This window comes from Providencia sp. PROV040, assembly GCF_032706145.1.
Classification (GTDB): domain Bacteria; phylum Pseudomonadota; class Gammaproteobacteria; order Enterobacterales; family Enterobacteriaceae; genus Providencia; species Providencia hangzhouensis.
This window is the reverse complement of record NZ_CP120530.1, coordinates 1,271,113-1,289,999: the sequence shown is the minus strand read 5'-3', so window position 1 is coordinate 1,289,999 and position 18,887 is coordinate 1,271,113. Positions and strand designations below refer to the sequence as shown.

General features: G+C 38.2%; 17 protein-coding genes. 10 read left to right on the top strand and 7 right to left on the bottom strand.

The features are described from left to right. Positions 1 to 191 precede the first annotated feature (191 nt). Together rimO and P3L40_RS05945 are read right to left on the bottom strand one after the other, a co-directional pair. Positions 192 to 1,526: a 30S ribosomal protein S12 methylthiotransferase RimO gene (gene rimO, locus P3L40_RS05950; RefSeq protein WP_004260618.1), complete on the bottom strand. Its 1,335-nt coding sequence runs from the start codon at positions 1,524 to 1,526 to the stop codon at positions 192 to 194. 193 nt (positions 1,527 to 1,719) lie between these two features. After that, positions 1,720 to 2,649, bottom strand: coding sequence for a haloacid dehalogenase-like hydrolase (locus P3L40_RS05945; protein WP_136133967.1), 930 nt, complete (start codon positions 2,647 to 2,649; stop codon positions 1,720 to 1,722). Positions 2,650 to 2,930: 281 nt separating this feature from the next. Between P3L40_RS05945 and P3L40_RS05940 the strand changes: the two genes are divergently transcribed. From P3L40_RS05940 to efeB, 5 genes are all read left to right on the top strand, one after another. Then, on the top strand, positions 2,931 to 3,488 hold the full coding sequence (locus P3L40_RS05940) for an iron transporter (RefSeq protein ID WP_094960937.1): 558 nt from the start codon (positions 2,931 to 2,933) through the stop codon (positions 3,486 to 3,488). Between the two features lie 95 nt (positions 3,489 to 3,583). Continuing rightward, positions 3,584 to 3,919 (top strand): cupredoxin domain-containing protein, encoded by a 336-nt coding sequence (locus tag P3L40_RS05935; RefSeq protein ID WP_004260622.1) that lies wholly within the window; start codon positions 3,584 to 3,586, stop codon positions 3,917 to 3,919. 11 nt (positions 3,920 to 3,930) lie between these two features. Next, positions 3,931 to 4,764, top strand: a complete 834-nt coding sequence (locus P3L40_RS05930; RefSeq protein WP_210853412.1) for an FTR1 family protein — start codon at positions 3,931 to 3,933, stop codon at positions 4,762 to 4,764. After that, complete coding sequence (locus P3L40_RS05925; protein WP_136133965.1) at positions 4,757 to 5,659, top strand: EfeM/EfeO family lipoprotein; 903 nt, start codon at positions 4,757 to 4,759, stop codon at positions 5,657 to 5,659. Before P3L40_RS05930 ends, P3L40_RS05925 begins: the two co-directional genes overlap by 8 nt. An 11-nt stretch (positions 5,660 to 5,670) precedes the next feature. Continuing rightward, positions 5,671 to 6,945 carry an iron uptake transporter deferrochelatase/peroxidase subunit gene (efeB, locus tag P3L40_RS05920; RefSeq protein ID WP_210853410.1) on the top strand — a complete coding sequence of 425 codons (1,275 nt, stop codon included), beginning with the start codon at positions 5,671 to 5,673 and terminating at the stop codon, positions 6,943 to 6,945. Between the two features lie 88 nt (positions 6,946 to 7,033). Here the strand turns inward: efeB and P3L40_RS05915 are convergent, their stop codons facing one another. The 3 genes from P3L40_RS05915 to P3L40_RS05905 all read right to left on the bottom strand — a co-directional run bounded on the left by P3L40_RS05915 (position 7,034) and on the right by P3L40_RS05905 (position 9,936). Beyond that, positions 7,034 to 7,768 carry a vWA domain-containing protein gene (locus P3L40_RS05915; protein WP_136133963.1) on the bottom strand — a complete coding sequence of 245 codons (735 nt, stop codon included), beginning with the start codon at positions 7,766 to 7,768 and terminating at the stop codon, positions 7,034 to 7,036. A gap of 180 nt (positions 7,769 to 7,948) precedes the next feature. Next, the gene (locus P3L40_RS05910) at positions 7,949 to 8,845 is read right to left on the bottom strand and encodes a hypothetical protein (protein WP_136133962.1); all 897 of its coding nucleotides are present in this window, start codon (positions 8,843 to 8,845) and stop codon (positions 7,949 to 7,951) included. 164 nt (positions 8,846 to 9,009) lie between these two features. Then, positions 9,010 to 9,936: a LysR family transcriptional regulator gene (locus tag P3L40_RS05905; protein WP_136133961.1), complete on the bottom strand. Its 927-nt coding sequence runs from the start codon at positions 9,934 to 9,936 to the stop codon at positions 9,010 to 9,012. A gap of 143 nt (positions 9,937 to 10,079) precedes the next feature. On the opposite strand from P3L40_RS05905, the gene P3L40_RS05900 reads away from it, so the two are divergent. Both P3L40_RS05900 and P3L40_RS05895 read left to right on the top strand, forming a co-directional pair. Next, positions 10,080 to 11,855 carry an adenine deaminase gene (locus P3L40_RS05900; RefSeq protein ID WP_136133960.1) on the top strand — a complete coding sequence of 592 codons (1,776 nt, stop codon included), beginning with the start codon at positions 10,080 to 10,082 and terminating at the stop codon, positions 11,853 to 11,855. 41 nt (positions 11,856 to 11,896) lie between these two features. Then, complete coding sequence (locus P3L40_RS05895; RefSeq protein WP_004260651.1) at positions 11,897 to 13,240, top strand: NCS2 family permease; 1,344 nt, start codon at positions 11,897 to 11,899, stop codon at positions 13,238 to 13,240. Between the two features lie 58 nt (positions 13,241 to 13,298). On the opposite strand, the gene P3L40_RS05890 is transcribed toward P3L40_RS05895, so the two are convergent. Together P3L40_RS05890 and P3L40_RS05885 are read right to left on the bottom strand one after the other, a co-directional pair. Beyond that, positions 13,299 to 13,703, bottom strand: coding sequence for a RidA family protein (locus P3L40_RS05890; protein WP_210853407.1), 405 nt, complete (start codon positions 13,701 to 13,703; stop codon positions 13,299 to 13,301). 128 nt (positions 13,704 to 13,831) lie between these two features. After that, positions 13,832 to 14,596, bottom strand: coding sequence for an aminoglycoside adenylyltransferase domain-containing protein (locus P3L40_RS05885; protein WP_210853405.1), 765 nt, complete (start codon positions 14,594 to 14,596; stop codon positions 13,832 to 13,834). A gap of 665 nt (positions 14,597 to 15,261) precedes the next feature. Between P3L40_RS05885 and gltS the strand changes: the two genes are divergently transcribed. The 3 genes from gltS (at position 15,262) to P3L40_RS05870 (ending at position 18,886) form a co-directional block, all read left to right on the top strand. Continuing rightward, positions 15,262 to 16,467: a sodium/glutamate symporter gene (gene gltS / locus P3L40_RS05880; RefSeq protein WP_094960930.1), complete on the top strand. Its 1,206-nt coding sequence runs from the start codon at positions 15,262 to 15,264 to the stop codon at positions 16,465 to 16,467. 212 nt (positions 16,468 to 16,679) lie between these two features. Continuing rightward, complete coding sequence (locus tag P3L40_RS05875; protein ID WP_004260676.1) at positions 16,680 to 17,588, top strand: LysR family transcriptional regulator; 909 nt, start codon at positions 16,680 to 16,682, stop codon at positions 17,586 to 17,588. 56 nt (positions 17,589 to 17,644) lie between these two features. Then, positions 17,645 to 18,886 carry a D-amino acid dehydrogenase gene (locus P3L40_RS05870; protein ID WP_110592286.1) on the top strand — a complete coding sequence of 414 codons (1,242 nt, stop codon included), beginning with the start codon at positions 17,645 to 17,647 and terminating at the stop codon, positions 18,884 to 18,886. Position 18,887: the final 1 nt, after the last annotated feature.

The following is an 18,887-nucleotide window of genomic DNA, read 5'->3' as shown; positions in this document are numbered from 1 at the left end:
GTTATCTGATTATGTCAATTTGCCATTTAATTATTATATTCTAGATCAAGTTATTAATTGATAGGTTTACAACCATTGATCCACATCAATTTTTTATAATTAAAAGTAGTAAATCAATGTGGTAAAAAAGAAAATGGCTAACTGAATCTATCTAAGTTAGCCATATACACTTCTAGAACGCTTTTATTAAATTAAGCAGTAACAATATTTCCCCACAGATCATATTCATCTGCATGCTCAACTAATACTTTCACTATATCCCCAACGCTAACCTCAAATTCACCATTGAGATAAACCATACCATCAATTTCTGGTGCATCAGCCATACTACGACCAATAGCACCTTCATCATCAACTTCATCAATAATGACTAAAATTTCTTTACCAATTTTATCTTGTAATCGCTGTGTAGAAATTTGCTGTTGTAATTGCATAAAACGATGATAACGATCTTCTTTTATTTCCTCAGGAACTTGATCTGCTAGTTCATTCGCTTTCGCTCCCTCGACAGGGCTATATTTAAAACAGCCGACTCGGTCCAACTTAGCTTCCAATAAGAAATCTAATAGCATTTGGAAATCTTCTTCTGTCTCACCGGGAAATCCAACAATAAATGTTGAACGTAAGGTGAGTTCAGGGCAAATTTCACGCCAACGTTTAATCCGCTCAAGTGTTCTTTCAACGGCACCGGGGCGTTTCATTAATTTTAAAATTTTCGGACTTGCATGCTGTAATGGAATATCTAAGTAAGGTAAAATTTTACCTTCTGCCATCAACGGGATAACATCATCAACATGTGGATAAGGGTAAACATAATGTAAACGCACCCATACGCCCATTGAAGCAAGTTGTTCGCATAACCCCACCATGCTAGTTTTTACAGGCTGACCATCCCAAAAACCCGTTTTATTTTTAACATCAACACCATATGCAGAAGTATCTTGGGAAATAACCAGTAACTCTTTGACTCCTGAAGCGACCAGACGCTTAGCTTCATTTAACACATCCCCGATTGGACGGCTATCTAAGTCCCCTCGCATTGAAGGAATAATGCAGAAAGTACAACGATGATTACACCCTTCGGAAATTTTTAAATACGCATAATGCTTTGGTGTCAATTTTACCCCTTGCTCAGGGACTAAACTCAAGAAAGGGTCATGTTCAGGCTTCGGTACATAGTGGTGAACATGGTTAAGTACCTGCTCATAGCTATGTGGGCCAGTGATTTCTAAAACTTTTGGATGTACTTCACGAATTTGGTTTTCTTTCGCACCAAGGCATCCTGTCACAATCACTTTACCATTTTCATTCAGTGCTTCCCCAATCGCTTCTAATGATTCCTGCACTGCACTGTCGATAAATCCACAAGTATTCACAATGACTAAGTCAGCATTATCATAGCTTGGAACCACTTGATAACCATCAGTGCGTAATTCAGTTAAAATGCGTTCTGAATCAACTAGGTTTTTCGGGCAGCCGAGAGAAACGAAACCAATTTTTGGTACCGGATTAGTATTTTGCGACATAACTCACTTCTTTTATTGTGTTATAAATATTGTTTTAGAAAAATGGGCGAAATTTTACCTGAAGAATTGAGGGAATTGTATAAATTTTTATCGAAAATAATATGAATTTAAATCTAGAGTAGATAGAAACAAATCTTGCTTTTAGTCGGTGATTTTCACAAATCATTTTGTAAAAACCACCTAAAAACGCCAATCAGCGATTAATTGAACGAGCAATACGTGAGTAAGTGTGCCTAACCCCTCGGATCACAATACTATAATTTAAAATATTCTCAGGTAATGCAATTCCGTTATATCCTGAATCACCAATATGATGTAAATCTGTCCCGGCCATTTTACACATTAATGCTATTTGCCGAATAGTTTGTAAATCTGCGCCTTCTTGAGAAGTCCCAATCGCTGTCATTGTCATCACTCCTTGGGAATGGCAATAACCCACCATTTTTTGCACAAATTCTAACGAGATTCCGGGGACCGTTCCTGGAGCCGGAAGCAAAATGATATCTGCACCACTGTTAATAAAGGTACGAATATCATCTTCTGTTATGAGTTGCTCAGCCGAGGCATTCAAAACCCCTGCTGCGTGCATTTTCCCTGTAATAAGCACAATATCTTCGCCAACAACAGCTTTAAGCTCTTTAAGACTCTGGTTAATTTCCTGATTAGTGACTCCATTTCCAGGGTTTCCCGTTAAAACAATAATGTCAGCACCCATTTCTTTTAACTTAAGGGCATTTTTTACTGTTGCTAACCGCCCTTCTGACATTTTCCACTGCGCATCCTGTGTTGGATTATTAAATCCCTCAGGTACGGGCTCTAAATTAACGCCTATTGCTCTCCCCGTTAAACGCTTAAGCGTTCGAATGATTTCTTCGGGTTCAATCCCTTCGGGCAGGCCTTGCATAGTCGGTTGATTAACATCAAAAACATTCAGCAACAGGATATCGGCACCTTGGCTTGCAGCTAATTCAGCATTCGTTACGGTCATTAATACAGGCTGAATTGTACCAATGGTTTCAGAAACCAATATTCGCCCTTCACTGGCTTTAATTGATTCTAATAGATTCTTTTTATTGAATTTTGCGATTTCTGAAGCTGAACAATCAAGATAACGTCGTTGCATGGCTATACCTTTAGTTTCAACAAAATTGATGAAAAACTCATTTGTCATGAATATCTACATTCAAAATATATCACGTAGATAATAATAAACTGCCTAATAGAGCACACTATTAGCAAGTTATTTTTTGAAGAATAATAACTTTTTCTAACACATAGATTTTTATATAAAAATAATCATTCTCAGCAACGCGTTGTCAACTTATCAGAAATTATCACTTGTTTTTTATTAATAGTAATGATTATCATTACTACTCTATATCACTTATGGTAAGGACAAAAATAATGAAACTCGCCTATAAAGCTGCTGTTTCAGGTCTCGCGTTGTTTTCAATCTCAGCATTAGCTCAAGAGTACCCTCTCGGTCACCCTGTGATCAAAAACGGAATGGAAATCCAAGGTGTTTATTTACAGCCCATTACAATGGATACCGAAGAAGGCCATCATGCGATGTCTCACTTAGCTGCAGATAAAGCAGATGTCCACTTAGAAGCAGATATTCACGCTGTTGAAGATAACCCAAATGGCTTTGCAGAAGGCGATTGGATCCCTTACCTGACCATTGAGTATTCAGTGACTAAACTCGGTGATAAACCACAAACTCAAACAGGCACATTTATGCCTATGGTGGCGAGTGATGGCCCTCATTATGGGGAAAACATTAAATTAGATGGCAATGGTAAATACCGCGTCACCTATAAAATTTACCCGCCATCACACAATAAAGAAGTTGCCTTTGGGCGCCATATTGATAAAGAAACAGGTGTAGCCCCTTGGTTCCAACCTTTCGAAGTCTCTTGGGACTTTGACTACGCAGGTGTTGGCCGTAAAGGTAGTTACTAATTTTTTTATTAAAATTAGATAAGGGCTTAGCCAAGGGAGTTATCTTGCGTAAGCCCTTTTTTGTTTGTCGTTATTAAAGGATAAACCAAGCCAAAATGAAAACATTACTGAGCTTTTTACTGGTTATCACTTGTACAATAGTTCCCTTATCTTCATTTGCTGCAGAAAAATATACTGTCGAATTAGAAATGAAAAATGGTGATCTCATCCCGCGAGTTCTTGAAGTTCCTGCAAAAACGATTATCCGCATTAAAATTACCAACACAGGTACTGAACCCGCAGAGTTTGAAAGCATTCAATTAAGAAAAGAAAAAGTTTTAGCGCCGGGTGCAAGCTCAGTAGTGGTAATCGCACCACTGAAACCTGGTACGTACACTTTTTTTGATGACTTCCACCTTTCTCACCCCAAAGGCGAGATCATTGCGAAATAAAAGGATTTAGCATGGGACAAGTTCTGTTTGTTGTTTGGCGTGAAAGCTTTGAAGCGCTACTTGTCATTGGCATTATTTATGCGTGGATTAAACGTCACCCTGACGCACATAATGGTATGAAATACCTGTGGGCTGGTGTCGCTATCGGGGTTATAACCTCAATCTTATTGGCGCTTCTCATTTATGGTGTATTCAATGTCCTTGATGACACTGGGCAATCACTATTTATGATTTTTATGGAGTTACTCGCCTGTGTCCTGATTGTCCAAATGGTGTATTGGATGAACAAACATGGAAGTTCAATGAAATCCGAAATTGAATCAGGAATAAGCCGTAATGCCGCCCACCATAACTGGTGGGGAGCCGCATTGATTATTGCTATTGCCATTGCCCGCGAAGGGAGTGAAATCGTCGTCTTCCTATCTAGCTTTATTATGTCGCTAACCACATCTAATGCCTCGACTTTCTTTATCGAGGTCGGTGGTGGAATTGCGATTGCAGCTCTTACACTTTATGTTTTCCTACTAACAAATCGCTTAATTTCGTGGTCTATCTTCTTTAAAGTTACAGGGGTTATTTTATTATTCCTCGCACTATCTCTCTTACTTAAAGGTGTAGAAGAAAGTGCTAACTTACTGATTGAATATGATTTCGCTATCCCTGAGTTTTTAATTTATCCCGCTTGGGATACAACCGCATTTCTCGATGATTCTGGTATTGCTGGCAATTTTATCTCTTCTTTCTTTGCCTACCGTTCACAACCGATTTGGCTCAGCGTCATTACCTTTGTCCTTTATTGGGCTATTGTGATCCCATTGTTTGCTCGGAGCAAAAAAAATGTCTAGCTCACTGAGGCGGAATATCAAATGGATGTCTTTTAGCTTAATACTCAGTGTTGCCATTCCTACTTTGGTTCAAAGTAAAGCACTAAGATCCCCTGTGCAAACAGGGGACAACATCATTATTGCTAAAGGTGATATACCCACTCCAGAAAAATATCAACATGCAATCCAAACCTATTTAACCTTTGCCACTAATCAATTGGCAGAAATGGTCACACAATTGGAATTGTTGCAACAGAATTTACAGCAAGGGAAGCTGCAACAAGCTCAAACAGCATATATTCAAGCTCACCAGTACTATGAAACAGTGCGCCCGATTATTATTTTGTTTGGTAATACGGATAGGACAATTAACCCAAGAGCCGATTATTTCCTCGATAAAGAAACAGATTACCGCTTTACGGGGTTTCATCTTGTTGAGTACCAGCTATTTATGCAAAAGGATGCCAAACTTGCGTTAGCGGCAAACCAAGAGCTATTACTCAAAGGGCGTGATTTGCATAAACGAGTAGCAACTGAAACCATCGAAATACCCAAGCTTGTGCAAGCCTCGGCTGATTTTATTGAAATGATCTTAGAAACAAAATTGGGTGGTAAAGAAAATATCTACAGTTTGTCTGATTTAACTGATATTGCCGCTAATTTAGAGGGAGCAAAAAAAATAGTTGGGGTTCTTAAACCTTTTATCAAGCCAGAAACACTGGATAAAATACAGCAAAATGAACAGCTGATTAACCAAATAATGCAGCCATATCAACTGTCAAATACCACATATCAACCCTATAGCCAATTACAATTAAAAGACAAAATGGCGCTTTATTCATTACTCACTCAGCAAGCTGAAACCTTAGCTAAATTGCGTGCTGAGCTCGATGTCGATGTTTACTATAAATATTAAGGCATATATTTATGCAAGCTAAACTAAGCAGTATATTGCAAACCAGCGGAATGTCTCGGCGTAATGCCCTAAAAATGCTCGCAGTTAGTAGCGCAGTTTTAGCGGCTCCAACATTAAAAGCGCAAGGGAAAATTGCTAATTGCCAGCTCACCTATAACAAAGCAATCAATTATCTTGGGCTACACCAAGCCGGTGTTTTAACGCCTGAACCCAAAAATGCCACTTTTATTGCATTTAATACTACAGCGAATTCTGTCGAACAATTACAAACTGTTTTTACTTTACTGACTCAGCGTATTGCTCACTTAACTCAACCCCAAATAGAGCCGTCAATCAATAACGATAAGATGCCTCCGGCAGAATCAGGTATTCTTGGGACACAACAACAACCCGACTCACTAACTATCACCGTTGCTTTAGGAAATTCTCTTTTTGATAACCGGTTCGGCTTAAATAAAATTAAGCCTAAACATCTTAGTGAAATGACCAGTTTTCCTAACGATCGACTAGAACAAAAATGGTGTGGTGGTGATCTTCTTCTGCAAATATGTGCGAATAGCCAAGAAAGCGTTATCTATGCATTACGTGACATCCTACGTCATATTTCGCCATACAGTTTTCCTCTCTGGAAAATAGATGGTTTCTTACCTGCAAGAGATATTGATAACCACTCAACGCCTATCAACCTTTTTGGTTTTAAGGATGGAACAGGAAATGCGCCTGCCGATGACAATTCGTTAATGAACGAATTAATATGGATAACAAAAGGCAGCCAAGAACCGTCTTGGTGCGACGGAGGGACATACCAAGCAGTACGTCTCATTCGTTTTAATTTAGAGTTTTGGGATAGAACACCATTAGAAGATCAAGAAAATGATTTTGGCCGACATAAAGACTCAGGAGCACCAATCGGCATGAAAAATGAGCATGATGATCCTGAGTTTAAAAAAGATCCTCATGGTGACCGTATTTTATTTGATTCCCATATGCGCCGTGCAGAACCTCGTAACCCTGAACGTTATACCGCAAAACTAAGGCGAAGAAGTTATAGCTATTCACTGGGGTTAACCGAAACAGGAACTCTCGATATGGGCTTAGTTTTTGTCTCTTTTCAACAAAATTTAAAGACAGGCTTTATTGACACTCAAAAACGGCTCAATGGTGAACCACTTGAACGTTATATCAAGCCTTTTGGTGGAGGGTACTATTTTGTATTACCTGGAGTCCAATCGGCACAAGACACACTTGCTGAAAAAATGTTTACAGCCTTAAAACAAACTAGCTAATTATATTTATAAAATGAAAGCCCTTATTGCATTTGCCGTAAGGGCTTTATTCGAAGCGATATTCATCTCTTTTTAATTGAACACATTATTATTTTTTACGTTCCTTCACATCCGCTTCGACTTCCTGTTTCCAGTCCTCTGATATTGGCGCAGACATTTGTTTAGCTTCCACCGCTTTATTTACAGCACGATAAGCTTTATCGTAACCTGTCCCATCTTGCACATAACCAGTGGCATTTGAACTTTTAATCCCAATATTTTCCGCTTCAGAAATGGCATCAATGTTGGCTCCTAAGAAAATAAAATCCCATTTATCTTCTGTTTCAGCTGACTTAATCATAGCTTTAATTTTCGCCTGGGAATATTTACGGCTACTATTTTCTTGCCCATCTGTAATTATTACAAAAAGGACATTATTATTTTTAGTAACATTTCTATTTTCTTGCATTTTTTCAATGCCTTCTCCTATTGCGTCTAACAATGCGGTATAGCCACCAACAGGATAATCATCAAGTGTTAGATTAGAAACTTTTGCAATGGGTTCTCTATTATGAAGTAAACTTGTTTTGTCATTAAATAAAATAGTTGTAATGTAGGTTTTTGCTTTTTTTCCTTTATTTTCAGTTAATACACTATTATATCCACCAATTGTATCAGTCTCGAAACCTGACATAGAGCCACTTTTATCAAGAATGAATACTAAATCTAAAACATCGGGTTCCTTTTTGGTATCAATAATAGTTGTACTGCTAGCGACAGAAGAAAATAAAAACAAAAATACAGCTGATATGACGGTGAAAACAGATTGTATGGATAAATTCATCGCCGAGTTCCTTGGTGAGGTTAATAAAAATATAACTACCCCAATCTCGCTTTTTCGCCAATTATTTCAAATAAGATTACTCTGTATAATTAATAAGCATTTTCTTAATTAATTTCAAAAAAATTATTACTCGAAATAGTTTTTTGAGTAAACATGTAAAGAGTAAATCTACTTAAATGATTACTCTTTTAACCAAATACCATTTTCTCTTACTACATTAATTTCTTGAATAAAATGATTATACTTTATATTTTCAGCAACAGAATTTGATGAAGTACTTCGAACCTGCTCCTGGACTAATTCTGTGATAGCCTGATGAAATTCTTGATTTAATTCTTTATGAATATTCACATCATCGGTATTTTTTAACCGTGTAACTAACTGAATTAATTTTTCGGCCTTTACCTGTACATCCTCATTATCAAAAGTAACAGTTGGGACTCCATACATAAATACCACATTGATAGAATCCGCAGCTTCATGATTAGCAGGATCCGGTAATAAATTTTGTCCGTATTCATTATCTAAATAGGCAATTAATTCATGTTTATCAAAACACTTGGATTTAATATTTCCATCTAACTTATCATCATAAAGTGTGATTGAATCAGGAAAATTTTCGCCAATCGGGTAGCTACACCTAAATATATTCCCATCAATAAGCGTTGCATTAGAACTGCGAACCGGCAGTTCAAGCTCGTGCCCATTAATCGTAATGGGGTAACTCGCAGGTTTAAACCTCTCTTCTTTACCATCAACAGCATAAACTTCAGACAATGTGTAATAAACAAAATGATTTGGGTTAATAATACCGCCAGAGTTATTTTCAAAGACAAAAAAATCCGTCACGTTACCCTCATCGCTTTCTAACTGGTGTAACCCGCTAGAAAGTAAAACAACACCTTTATCTTCTGGTAAAACATCATAATCTTTACCATCTAGCTTAAACCTAATCGTGTTTGCGCTTGGGTTACTATAATAAAATTTACCTTTACCACTTAAAAGCTCCATATCATCACAAGCGGAAAGTAATATAACCGCGGCGATAAAACAGCTATATTTTAGTATAGTATTCATAAAGTTATTCCAAAGCTTTTTAAAATCAATTTATTAAATAAAAAGTGAGCGCTATCTGTAACGCTCTTTAAGATATTATTATCGATATTGAAACCATTATTCAGTTATTCAAATAAAATAACTTTACGATAAATGCGGTAGTAATCTGCCTTAGTTGATAAATCTCATACGTTGTTATCACGCAATACTTTTAACAATACCTGAAAAACCTCGTCCATTAGTGGCGTCGCTTGCTCGCTATTACGAATTAAAGCGACTGTGCGCGTTAACTCCGGTTGTTGTAATTGCAAAACTTTCAATTCCGGGTCTCGTAAATGTACAGTATAAAGCAGTGGTAAAATAGCAATCGCTAATTTTGAACGAACTAAGCCATATAAGGTTTCAATATAATCTACTTGATAACGAATATTTAATTTTAGTCGGTGACTTTCCACCGTAGCAGCAACTAAACGTTGAATATTACCTTTCGAAAATACGGCAATATCACGATTATTTAGCAATTTCCACGGCAAGTGAAATTCATTGGCAGACACGGTATCATCATGATGAATAACAGCAACAAAAGGGTCATCCTGCAAGGGAAAGATATTTAAATTTTGAGGCACTGAGCTATCTAACACACCAATGCCAAAATCAATTTCATGATTGATAAGTTTATCAATCAAAGCGTCATTCGTTTGGTCATAAAACTCAATATTAAGCCTCGGAAAATATTGAGTTAATAATTCAGGTACAGCAGGAAATAACAAAGAACTTACGGAAGGAACTAGCCCAATACGTAATGTTCCATCCCCACCTTCCACGATTATTTTTTGAATTTCACTAAATGCACGGTGAGAAACACTCAGTATTTGCTGTGCATGTGGCAAAATTGCTGCGCCTAGCTCCGTTAATGTTACGGATGAAGCGGTACGATTAATTAGTTTTCCTCCAATAACCGTTTCTATTTGCCGCAAAGCACTACTCAAAGCAGGTTGGCTCACCGCTAGACGATTTGCTGTCTCGGTAAAATGACGCAGTTTTGCTAATGTCACAAAATACTGTAGTTGTTTGAGCGTAAGTGCTGGCAGTCTCTGCCAAGGTTCTATCATAATAATGTACTTTTATTTTTATTGGGTTAGCCAATATATCTGTTCATTATAACCATTTCTTATCGCATGATAAATTTTATCATCTTGGCAAACGTTTGCGTTGCTCATAAAGTAACTGTCATTAAATTGAAGGAATGGTATTTATGAGCATAACAGAACAAAACAGGCGTCATGTCATTCAATCCGCTAAAGGTGAAAAGCCTTTTGACCTTTTACTCGCTAATGCCAATATTGTCGATATGGTCACAGGTGAAGTTCGCCTTGCAGATATCGGGATCACCGGCAACCTAATTGCTAGCGTTCACCCTACTGGAACCCGTACTGATGCAAATGAAATCCATGATTTATCAGGCTATTTCATTTCACCCGGCTTAATAGACACTCACGTCCATTTAGAAAGCTCACACTTGCCTCCTGTTCGCTATGCTGAGATAGTTCTAGCTCAAGGAACAACAGCTGTATTTTGGGACCCCCATGAACTCGCCAATGTACTAGGCCTAGAAGGTGTACGTTATGCCATTGATTCTAGCCGAAATTTGCCGCTAGATATTATGGTTGCAGCCCCTTCATCAGTACCATCAACACCTGGCCTAGAAATGTCTGGTGCAGACTTTGCTGGGGATGAGATGTCAACCATGCTGAGTTGGCCGGAAGTCCGCGGTGTGGCTGAAGTTATGGATATGTTTGGCGTGCTCCATGGCAGTGATAGAATGGAAGAAATTCTAAATGCAGGAATTACATCAGGTAAACTTATAGAAGGCCATGCAAGAGGTTTAAATGGGGCTGATCTCCAAGCTTATCTGGCAGCCGGAGTCACATCTGATCATGAATTAACCTCGGCTGAAGATGCTCTTGAAAAACTACGTGCGGGTCTTACATTACAAATTCGTGGCTCTCATCCTTACCTTCTTCCCGATATTGTTGCCGCATTAAAATCCTTACCACATTTATCATCGCAAATTACAGTATGTACGGATGATGTTCCGCCCGATATGTTAATTGAAAAAGGTGGCATTATTGCGCTACTTAACCTTTTAATTGAGCATGGAATGCCGGCAACGGACGTACTACGCTTTGCTACATTTAATGCTGCAATACGCTTGCAACGCCATGATCTTGGCCTGATTGCTGCGGGTAGAAAGGCAAATTTAGTCATTTTCGATTCATTGGAAACTTTGAAAGCGAAAGCTGTGTATGTATCTGGGCGAAAAATAGCTGAAAATAATCAGCTTATCAATGCATTAAATGTACCTAATGATATTTTACCTCCACGCGATACTATGCGACTTTCACCAATTACCCCAAATGATTGCACACTAAAAATTGCTGGAATCAATAATGGTAGTGCGCGTTTACGTCATATTCGTGGGGCGCGCTTTACCCAATGGGGAGAAGTTGACGTACAAATCAAGAATAGCGTGGTACAACTGCCGAATAATTTCAGTCTTATTCGAGTTCAACACCGTCACGGCCGTCACGATGCTTTACCACAAATAGCCTTACTTGAGGGCTGGGGTGAATTACGCGGAGCCATTGCGACAAGCTATTCACACGATTCACATAACCTCGTTGTTCTTGGACGTGACCCCGATGATATGGCTATCGCTGCTAATTTATTAATCGAGAGTGGTGGAGGTATGGCGTTAGTGCAAAATGGCCAAATTTTAGCCCATGTTGCGATGCCAATAGCGGGGATGTTATCTGATTTACCTGCGCCTGAATTAGCCGCTCAGTTTCGTCAATTACGTGAATTAAGCAGTGAAATTGCAGATTGGGAACCACCTTACCGCGTATTTAAAGCCATTGAGGGAACTTGTCTTGCCTGCAATGCAGGGCCACATTTAACCGATTTAGGATTAACTGACGGAACAACACGTCAAATCGTTGACGCTGTTATCCATACGGTTAAGCACGCTTAGAAAATTAAAAATATCAAAAATAATGATAGGAGAGCCTATTAATGGCTGACAGTTCAATAAATACGCCAACATCAGGGAGTTGGCTGGAAAAACGCTTTGCTTTACGTGAACGTGGGAGTTCAGTGAAAACAGAGTGTTTAGCCGGAGTTACTGGTTTTTTAGCCGCAGCTTACCTGCTAGTCGTGATCCCCGGTTTACTTGCCGCAGGAGGAATGGATAAAGGCGCAGCAACCACTGGAACAATTATTGTCTTCGTCATTGCCAGTTTATTAATGGCATTCTATGCGAATTTACCATTTATTGTTGGCCCCGGTATCGGAGGCTCTGTTCTTGTCGGCATTACTCTCGCAGGTAGTGAAGGCATTGACTGGCAAATAGGGCTCGGCATTGCTTGTTGGTCTGGAATTTTATTTTTCCTATTAACTAAATTTGGCTTGCGTGAGGTTGTTACACGCTCTGTTCCCCAATCAATTAAACTCGGATTAACTGCATCAATTGGTCTGTTCGTGGCCGTTTTAGGTTTTCGAAATGCAGGGTTAGTACTTGCTAACCCAAAAACAAATGCACTAATGCTTGGGGATTTCCTTTCTCCTGGTGCATTAGTTGCACTCGCAGGCTTTTTCGTTGCGATTGCACTACAAGCTCGCAAAATACCAGGCGGAATTTTATGGGCAATTTTATTTGCAACCCTCTTAGGCATTCCTTTTGGCGTCACAAAATTGCCTGAAAGCTTTATTGGTATTCCACATTCTGTGGCACCTGTACTAGGGCATGTAGACTTAATTGGCGCATTAAATATCGCTTTCCTACCTTTCTTATTTGTCTTTTTTGCTGCTGAGTTTTTCTCAACCATGGGAACAACTTTAGCCGTTGGCGGAGAGGCTGGCTTATTAGATAAAGAAGGTAATATGCCAAATATTAACCGCCCCTTTATCGTTGACTCAATTGCTGCTGCATTAGGCCCGTGGGTAGGTATTCCAGCGGCAACCGCACTCATTGAGTCCTCCGCTGCCGCAGAAGCTGGGGGTAAAACAGGTATGACCGCCCTTGCTGCTGCCTTTATGTTTTTATTAATGCTGTTATTTACGCCTATCGCATTAATGATCCCAGCCCAAGCCACAGCTCCAGCTCTAATTTTAATTGGACTAAATATGTTTAGTGGCTTACGAAAAGTGGACTTAGGCAATTTTACTGATGGCTTACCAGTATTAATGATGGTGATGATTACGTTAATCGCTAATAGTTTTGGTACTGGTATTGCAGGTGGGCTGTTATTTTATATTTTAATCAAAGCGGTTGCAGGCAAATGGAGAGAAATTCCAATAAGCTTGTGGATCCTTGCAGTACCTCTTATTTATTATTTCTCAACATTAGTAAAACACTAATACCACGAGTGCCAGAAAAGCCGATACTTCCACTATCGGCTTTTCTATTCTAATAAATTTAGTTCAAAACTGCATGAGCTTCTATTTCTATTAACCATTCTGGCAAGGAAAGCCCTGAAACAATAACCCAAGAAGATGCAGGTGACATATTTGGAAATTTTTCTTTTAATGCTCGCGCAATATCAGCTTGTTTCTTATGGCTGTTAAAGCCCTCTTTGATATAAATACGTAGCATAGCCACATGAGATAAATCGCCACCGGCCTCATGCAATACATGTTCAATATTAATTAATGATTGCACGGTTTGTTCGTAAATTCCCCCAGCAACAGTTTCTTCCGCAGCATTCACACCAACCTGACCCGATAAAAATAATTGTCGGGTTCCCGTTGTTTCTACGGCTTGGCTAAAGCCATACTGCAAAGAATTAAAGACAGACGCTGGATTTATCGATTTTTTAGTCATTTTTGTTCCATCGTTAATAAAACAGTAAGGCAGTATAAGACTTTCACTTTTCAATTCATTAAATATCAGGCAAACGTTATTTAATTTGTATTAAAAAAGCATCAAAAGACACACTGGCTTATGTGCATCTAAGAATAAACACGAATACGCTCAGCTAAATAGTTCGCACACAAGGTGACTTCCACCTGTTGATTTTCCCAATCAACAGAAACACCAGTTAAATAGGCCTTTTTCGCTACCAGTAGCACCGAGGCCAATTCCACTGGAATGAGTTCTATTGCCCAAATGGCAGCCTCATCCTTTGATATAAATAGTCCCGTTTCCATGGTGTACCACATGCGTGCTAATGTCAGTAAAACATTACGCTCATCACCTTTTAGAGATAACTCTAAATTAGGGAGTGAATCTAACATAGCTCGGCGAATATCGTGCAGGCCAACAATAGGTAAGCCGTATATTTCCTTGTGCCATAAACTTACTGCTTCTTGTGACGCTTGGGCTAACATTAGTGTGAATTCAGGGTCTTGAGTTTGTCCTTCAAATACCCCTTGCTCGTACTCTGTACGTAACCACTCTCCATAAATTAATTCACATTTTGCAGGATAAGAAAGCATGTTTAATTCACTTGTTAAGAATACAACAATTTCCAGTGGTCGCCGGCCTTTTGGATCAATCGGATATAAGCCAGAAATATCCATTAAATCTCGTACAAGTTGTTCACGGCAAATATCAGTCACGGGGCTATCAATCACCACAAGTAAATCAATATCACTCATTGGCCGTAACCCACTAGAAACAGAGGAACCGTGTAGATAAACTGCAATTAATGAATCAGAAAAATGTTTTCGCAGAATAACCAATGCTTGTTCTGCTTGGGGGGGAGTCACCATCATATCGCTCCTATCATATTTAATGATACTAATACTATTATAAATAGTAATTAAAACAATAACTTTAATAAAATCAATAACTAAATCACTGGCTTATTTTTATGGCATAAATAAAATGGTTAAAAAACTAAGCTATAATATTTAAATAGAATTACACTATTATTTTAATGAATAATATTCGCATTCATTCTACTGAGGTTAAAAGCAATTAATCGTTTAGCATACTGAGCCAAAACGATATGTCCAAGACATCAATTTTCATTTGAATTATTAAGCGCATTCTACATCATGTAGCATTCCCCCTCTTCTCCTACATTTTCTAAACATCTTACATGCGGTACATCACACTTCTCATCATTCATATTGAATACGGCTTTATAACCACGAGATAAAACCAGTGCAAATATTAATCACCACATAAATGATACCAAAATACATATCAAACATAAAAAATCATAATTAACAAATAGTTAAATTGAAAATAAATAATTTACTACGGGATTGGATGACTCGACAAATGAAAAAATAAGAATGTCGCAGTTAACTAAAAGTTATAGATACCCAAACAAAACTCATTGTTAAACAAAAGTTACGCAAAGTAATTTAATTTATCGCTAATGTTAAATAACAACGGTGAAAGTTCTGGTAAACTAACTTGAGGTAAAATAATGATCCTAGATGCCAGCTACACTTTATTAGTCGCTTGTTTGGCGCTATTGATTGGTATGTTTGTTGTAAAATACACTCCTTTTCTACAAAAAAACCATATTCCTGAAGCCGTTGTTGGCGGTTTTATTGTTGCTATCATTCTATTAATTGTCGATAAAACAGCTGGATACTCATTTACTTTTGATGCTTCACTACAAAGCATTTTAATGATTACGTTCTTTTCATCAATTGGATTGAGCTCAGATTTTTCGCGTTTAATAAAAGGTGGTAAGCCACTTATTTTATTAACTATCGCAGTGACTATCTTAATTGCTATTCAAAATACCGTTGGTATGGGAATGGCTGTCATGCTTAATGAAAGTCCATTTATTGGCTTAATTGCAGGCTCAATCACACTTACGGGTGGCCACGGCAACGCAGGAGCTTGGGGACCAATACTGGCTGATAAGTATGGCGTGACTGGTGCTGTTGAATTAGCTATGGCATGTGCAACCCTAGGTTTAGTATTAGGTGGGTTAATTGGCGGCCCTGTTGCTCGTCATTTATTGAAAAAAGTTTCAATCCCTAAAAGCACTGAACTCGAAAAAGAAACGATCGTTGAAGCCTTCGAACAACCGAGTGTTAAACGAAAAATTAATGCTAATAATGTTATTGAAACCATCTCAATGCTGATTATCTGTATTGTTGTCGGTGGCTATATTAGTGAGTTTTTTAAAGATACTGTCATGCAATTACCAACCTTTGTTTGGTGCTTATTTGTCGGTATTATTATTCGTAATGTCTTAACCCATGTATTTAAGCATGAAGTTTTTGAACCAACTGTTGATGTTTTAGGTAGCGTTGCCTTGTCATTATTCTTAGCAATGGCGCTAATGTCCTTAAAATTCGGTCAACTCGCCAGTATGGCAGGCCCTGTTCTGATAATTATTGCTGTCCAAACGGTAGTTATGGTTCTATTTGCAACATTTGTTACCTTTAAAATGATGGGTAAAGACTATGACGCAGTTGTTATTAGTGCTGGGCACTGCGGGTTTGGAATGGGTGCGACACCAACCGCTATCGCTAACATGCAGACCGTCACTAAAGCATTCAGTCCTTCTCATAAAGCATTTTTAGTGGTGCCAATGGTAGGGGCATTTATTGTCGATATTTCAAATAGTATCTTAATTAAAATCTTTATCGAAATCGGCACGTATTTTACCTAGTACACAATCATAAAGGCCAGACTATAACCTATGTATATCATCTGGCCTTCTCTTTTTTATCACCATTGAATTTAAACCGCCTAATTACCTTTCATCATTTTCAGTACCAAATAAATAGTTGCTCAGATTAATTTGTATTAATTCGGTAGAATATGCGAATTAATACCAATAGTCGGTTTCGGTGAGTCAAAGCAAATAGTAGGTTTCTGAAAATGAAATTAAGGCATCTCGATATTTTTTATGCGGTCATGACATGTGGCTCTTTAACTCGTGCAGCGGAGGTTTTACATATCTCACAACCCGCGGCAAGTAAGGCCTTAAAACATGCAGAACAACAACTTGGCTTAGTCTTGTTCCAGCGAATAAGAGGAAAGTTAATTCCCACGGCTGAGGCAAACCTGCTATTTGAAGAAGCCAAAGAAGTTTATCAAAATCTAGATAAACTAAGAATTTTAGCGCAAAATTTATCACGTGATCCGCAAGGTAAACTAGCCATTGGTTGTCTACCTAGCTTAGGGCTAAACTTAGTACCTGAAGTGACCGCGCAATTTATTAAAAAACACCCCAATATCAAACTCACGATCGGTACACATCATACAACGGATATTCTGCAGTTATTAACCCAACAAGATCTCGACATTGGTATTGGCTTTAATCTTGAAATTGAAGGAGGCATTGCTGTTCTTCCCATTGCTGATATCCCATTAGTCTATGTGGATAGCAAATTACCATTGCACTCCCCTGTATCACTCACCGATATAGACCAAGAGCGTTGGATCCATCCTGGGTCTGACTCCTTATCTCAGCTATTACAAAAGCGCCATGAGTTTGCAGAATCAAATATTAGTGTTCATACCTACCATATGGCAGCAGAATTTGTTCAAGCGGGTTTAGGCTGTAGTATTACGGATATTTTTTCAGCCGAACATACGCTACCTGAGTCGATGATTTACCCACTAAAAGAAGGTTTACATCTTGCCGTATCTGTTTTTCATCGCGCAGACAAACCATTAACCAAAGCTGCACAAAATTATGTTAATACTTTGGCATCCACACTTGAAAAAAGAAATAAAGTAGTTAACCAAAAGTTATACTCTAGTAATGAAAACTCAATTGTTTAGTTAGCTTATTCACCGTTAAATAATAACATCTTGGTTATTATGGGTTACGGATTATTATGACTAAACATGTGGTGGTTATTGGAGCTGGTGTAATTGGTTTAAGCACCGCCTATGCATTAATTAAAGCAGGCCAAACCGTAACATTAGTTGAATCAGATACCGATGTTGGCATGCAGACCAGTTTTGCTAACGGTGGGCAACTCAGCTATCGCTATGTATCTCCTCTTGCAGACGCCGGTGTTCCTTTGCAAGGCCTACGTTGGATGGGGAAAAATAATTCTCCTTTAAATCTAAAAATAACGCCTTCAATACAACAATGGTCTTGGCTTGCACAATTTACATTAGCTTGTAACCGTAAAACGAATAAAATTAATGGTGCCCATCTTTTACGTTTATCACTTTTTAGCCAAGAAATAATGAATAAATGGCGTAACAATGGTGATATTTCTGATTTTGCTTGGGAAAAATCAGGGAAATTAATTATCCACCGTGATAATAAAAGTTTTCAAAAAGCCAGTGAAACGGTTGATAAACAATTTCAAAAAATATTAACACCCTCTGAAATTGTTGGGCTAGAACCTTCTTTAAAAAATATACAGTCTCAATTGGTAGGTGCAATATATGCCCCTGATGATGAGAGTGCAGATTGCTATTTATTCTGTAAGAACCTACTGCAATATTTACTCACGCAATCTCAATTTAATCTTTGCTTACAACATAATGTTCAATCTTTCATTAAACAAGATGACTGCATTATAGGAGTAGCCACTCACCAGGGAACTATCCAAGCTGATGATTTTATTGTTTGTGCCGGCAATGGTAGCCGCGAATTGTTAAAACCACTAAATATTAATGTCCCAATTTTAGGGTTAAAAGGCTATAGCTTAAGCGTAGAATACCCGCAGGTAGAACATATTGTTCCGAAAATTAACGTGACTGATTACGGCAATAAAATTGTCTATGCCAAACTTAATGATCAATTACGCATTGCTGCGATGGTTGATATTGGTTATGACAAGCAAGGCTTGCGTGAAAATAGAATACAAGCACTCAAGAATATTATTAAAAATACCTTCCCTGAATTACCTAAAATTGACGATGCTGAAAGTTGGTGTGGGTTACGCCCTTCAACACCGAAAGGCCCACCGATACTAGGAAAAACTGCCTATAAAAATTTATGGCTTAATATTGGGCATGGCAGTTTAGGGTTTACACTTGCCGCAGGCAGCGCGGAAATACTGAGCCAATTAATAACTGAACAAAAACCCCCTATTTCTTTAACTGGATTAACGAGGTAAT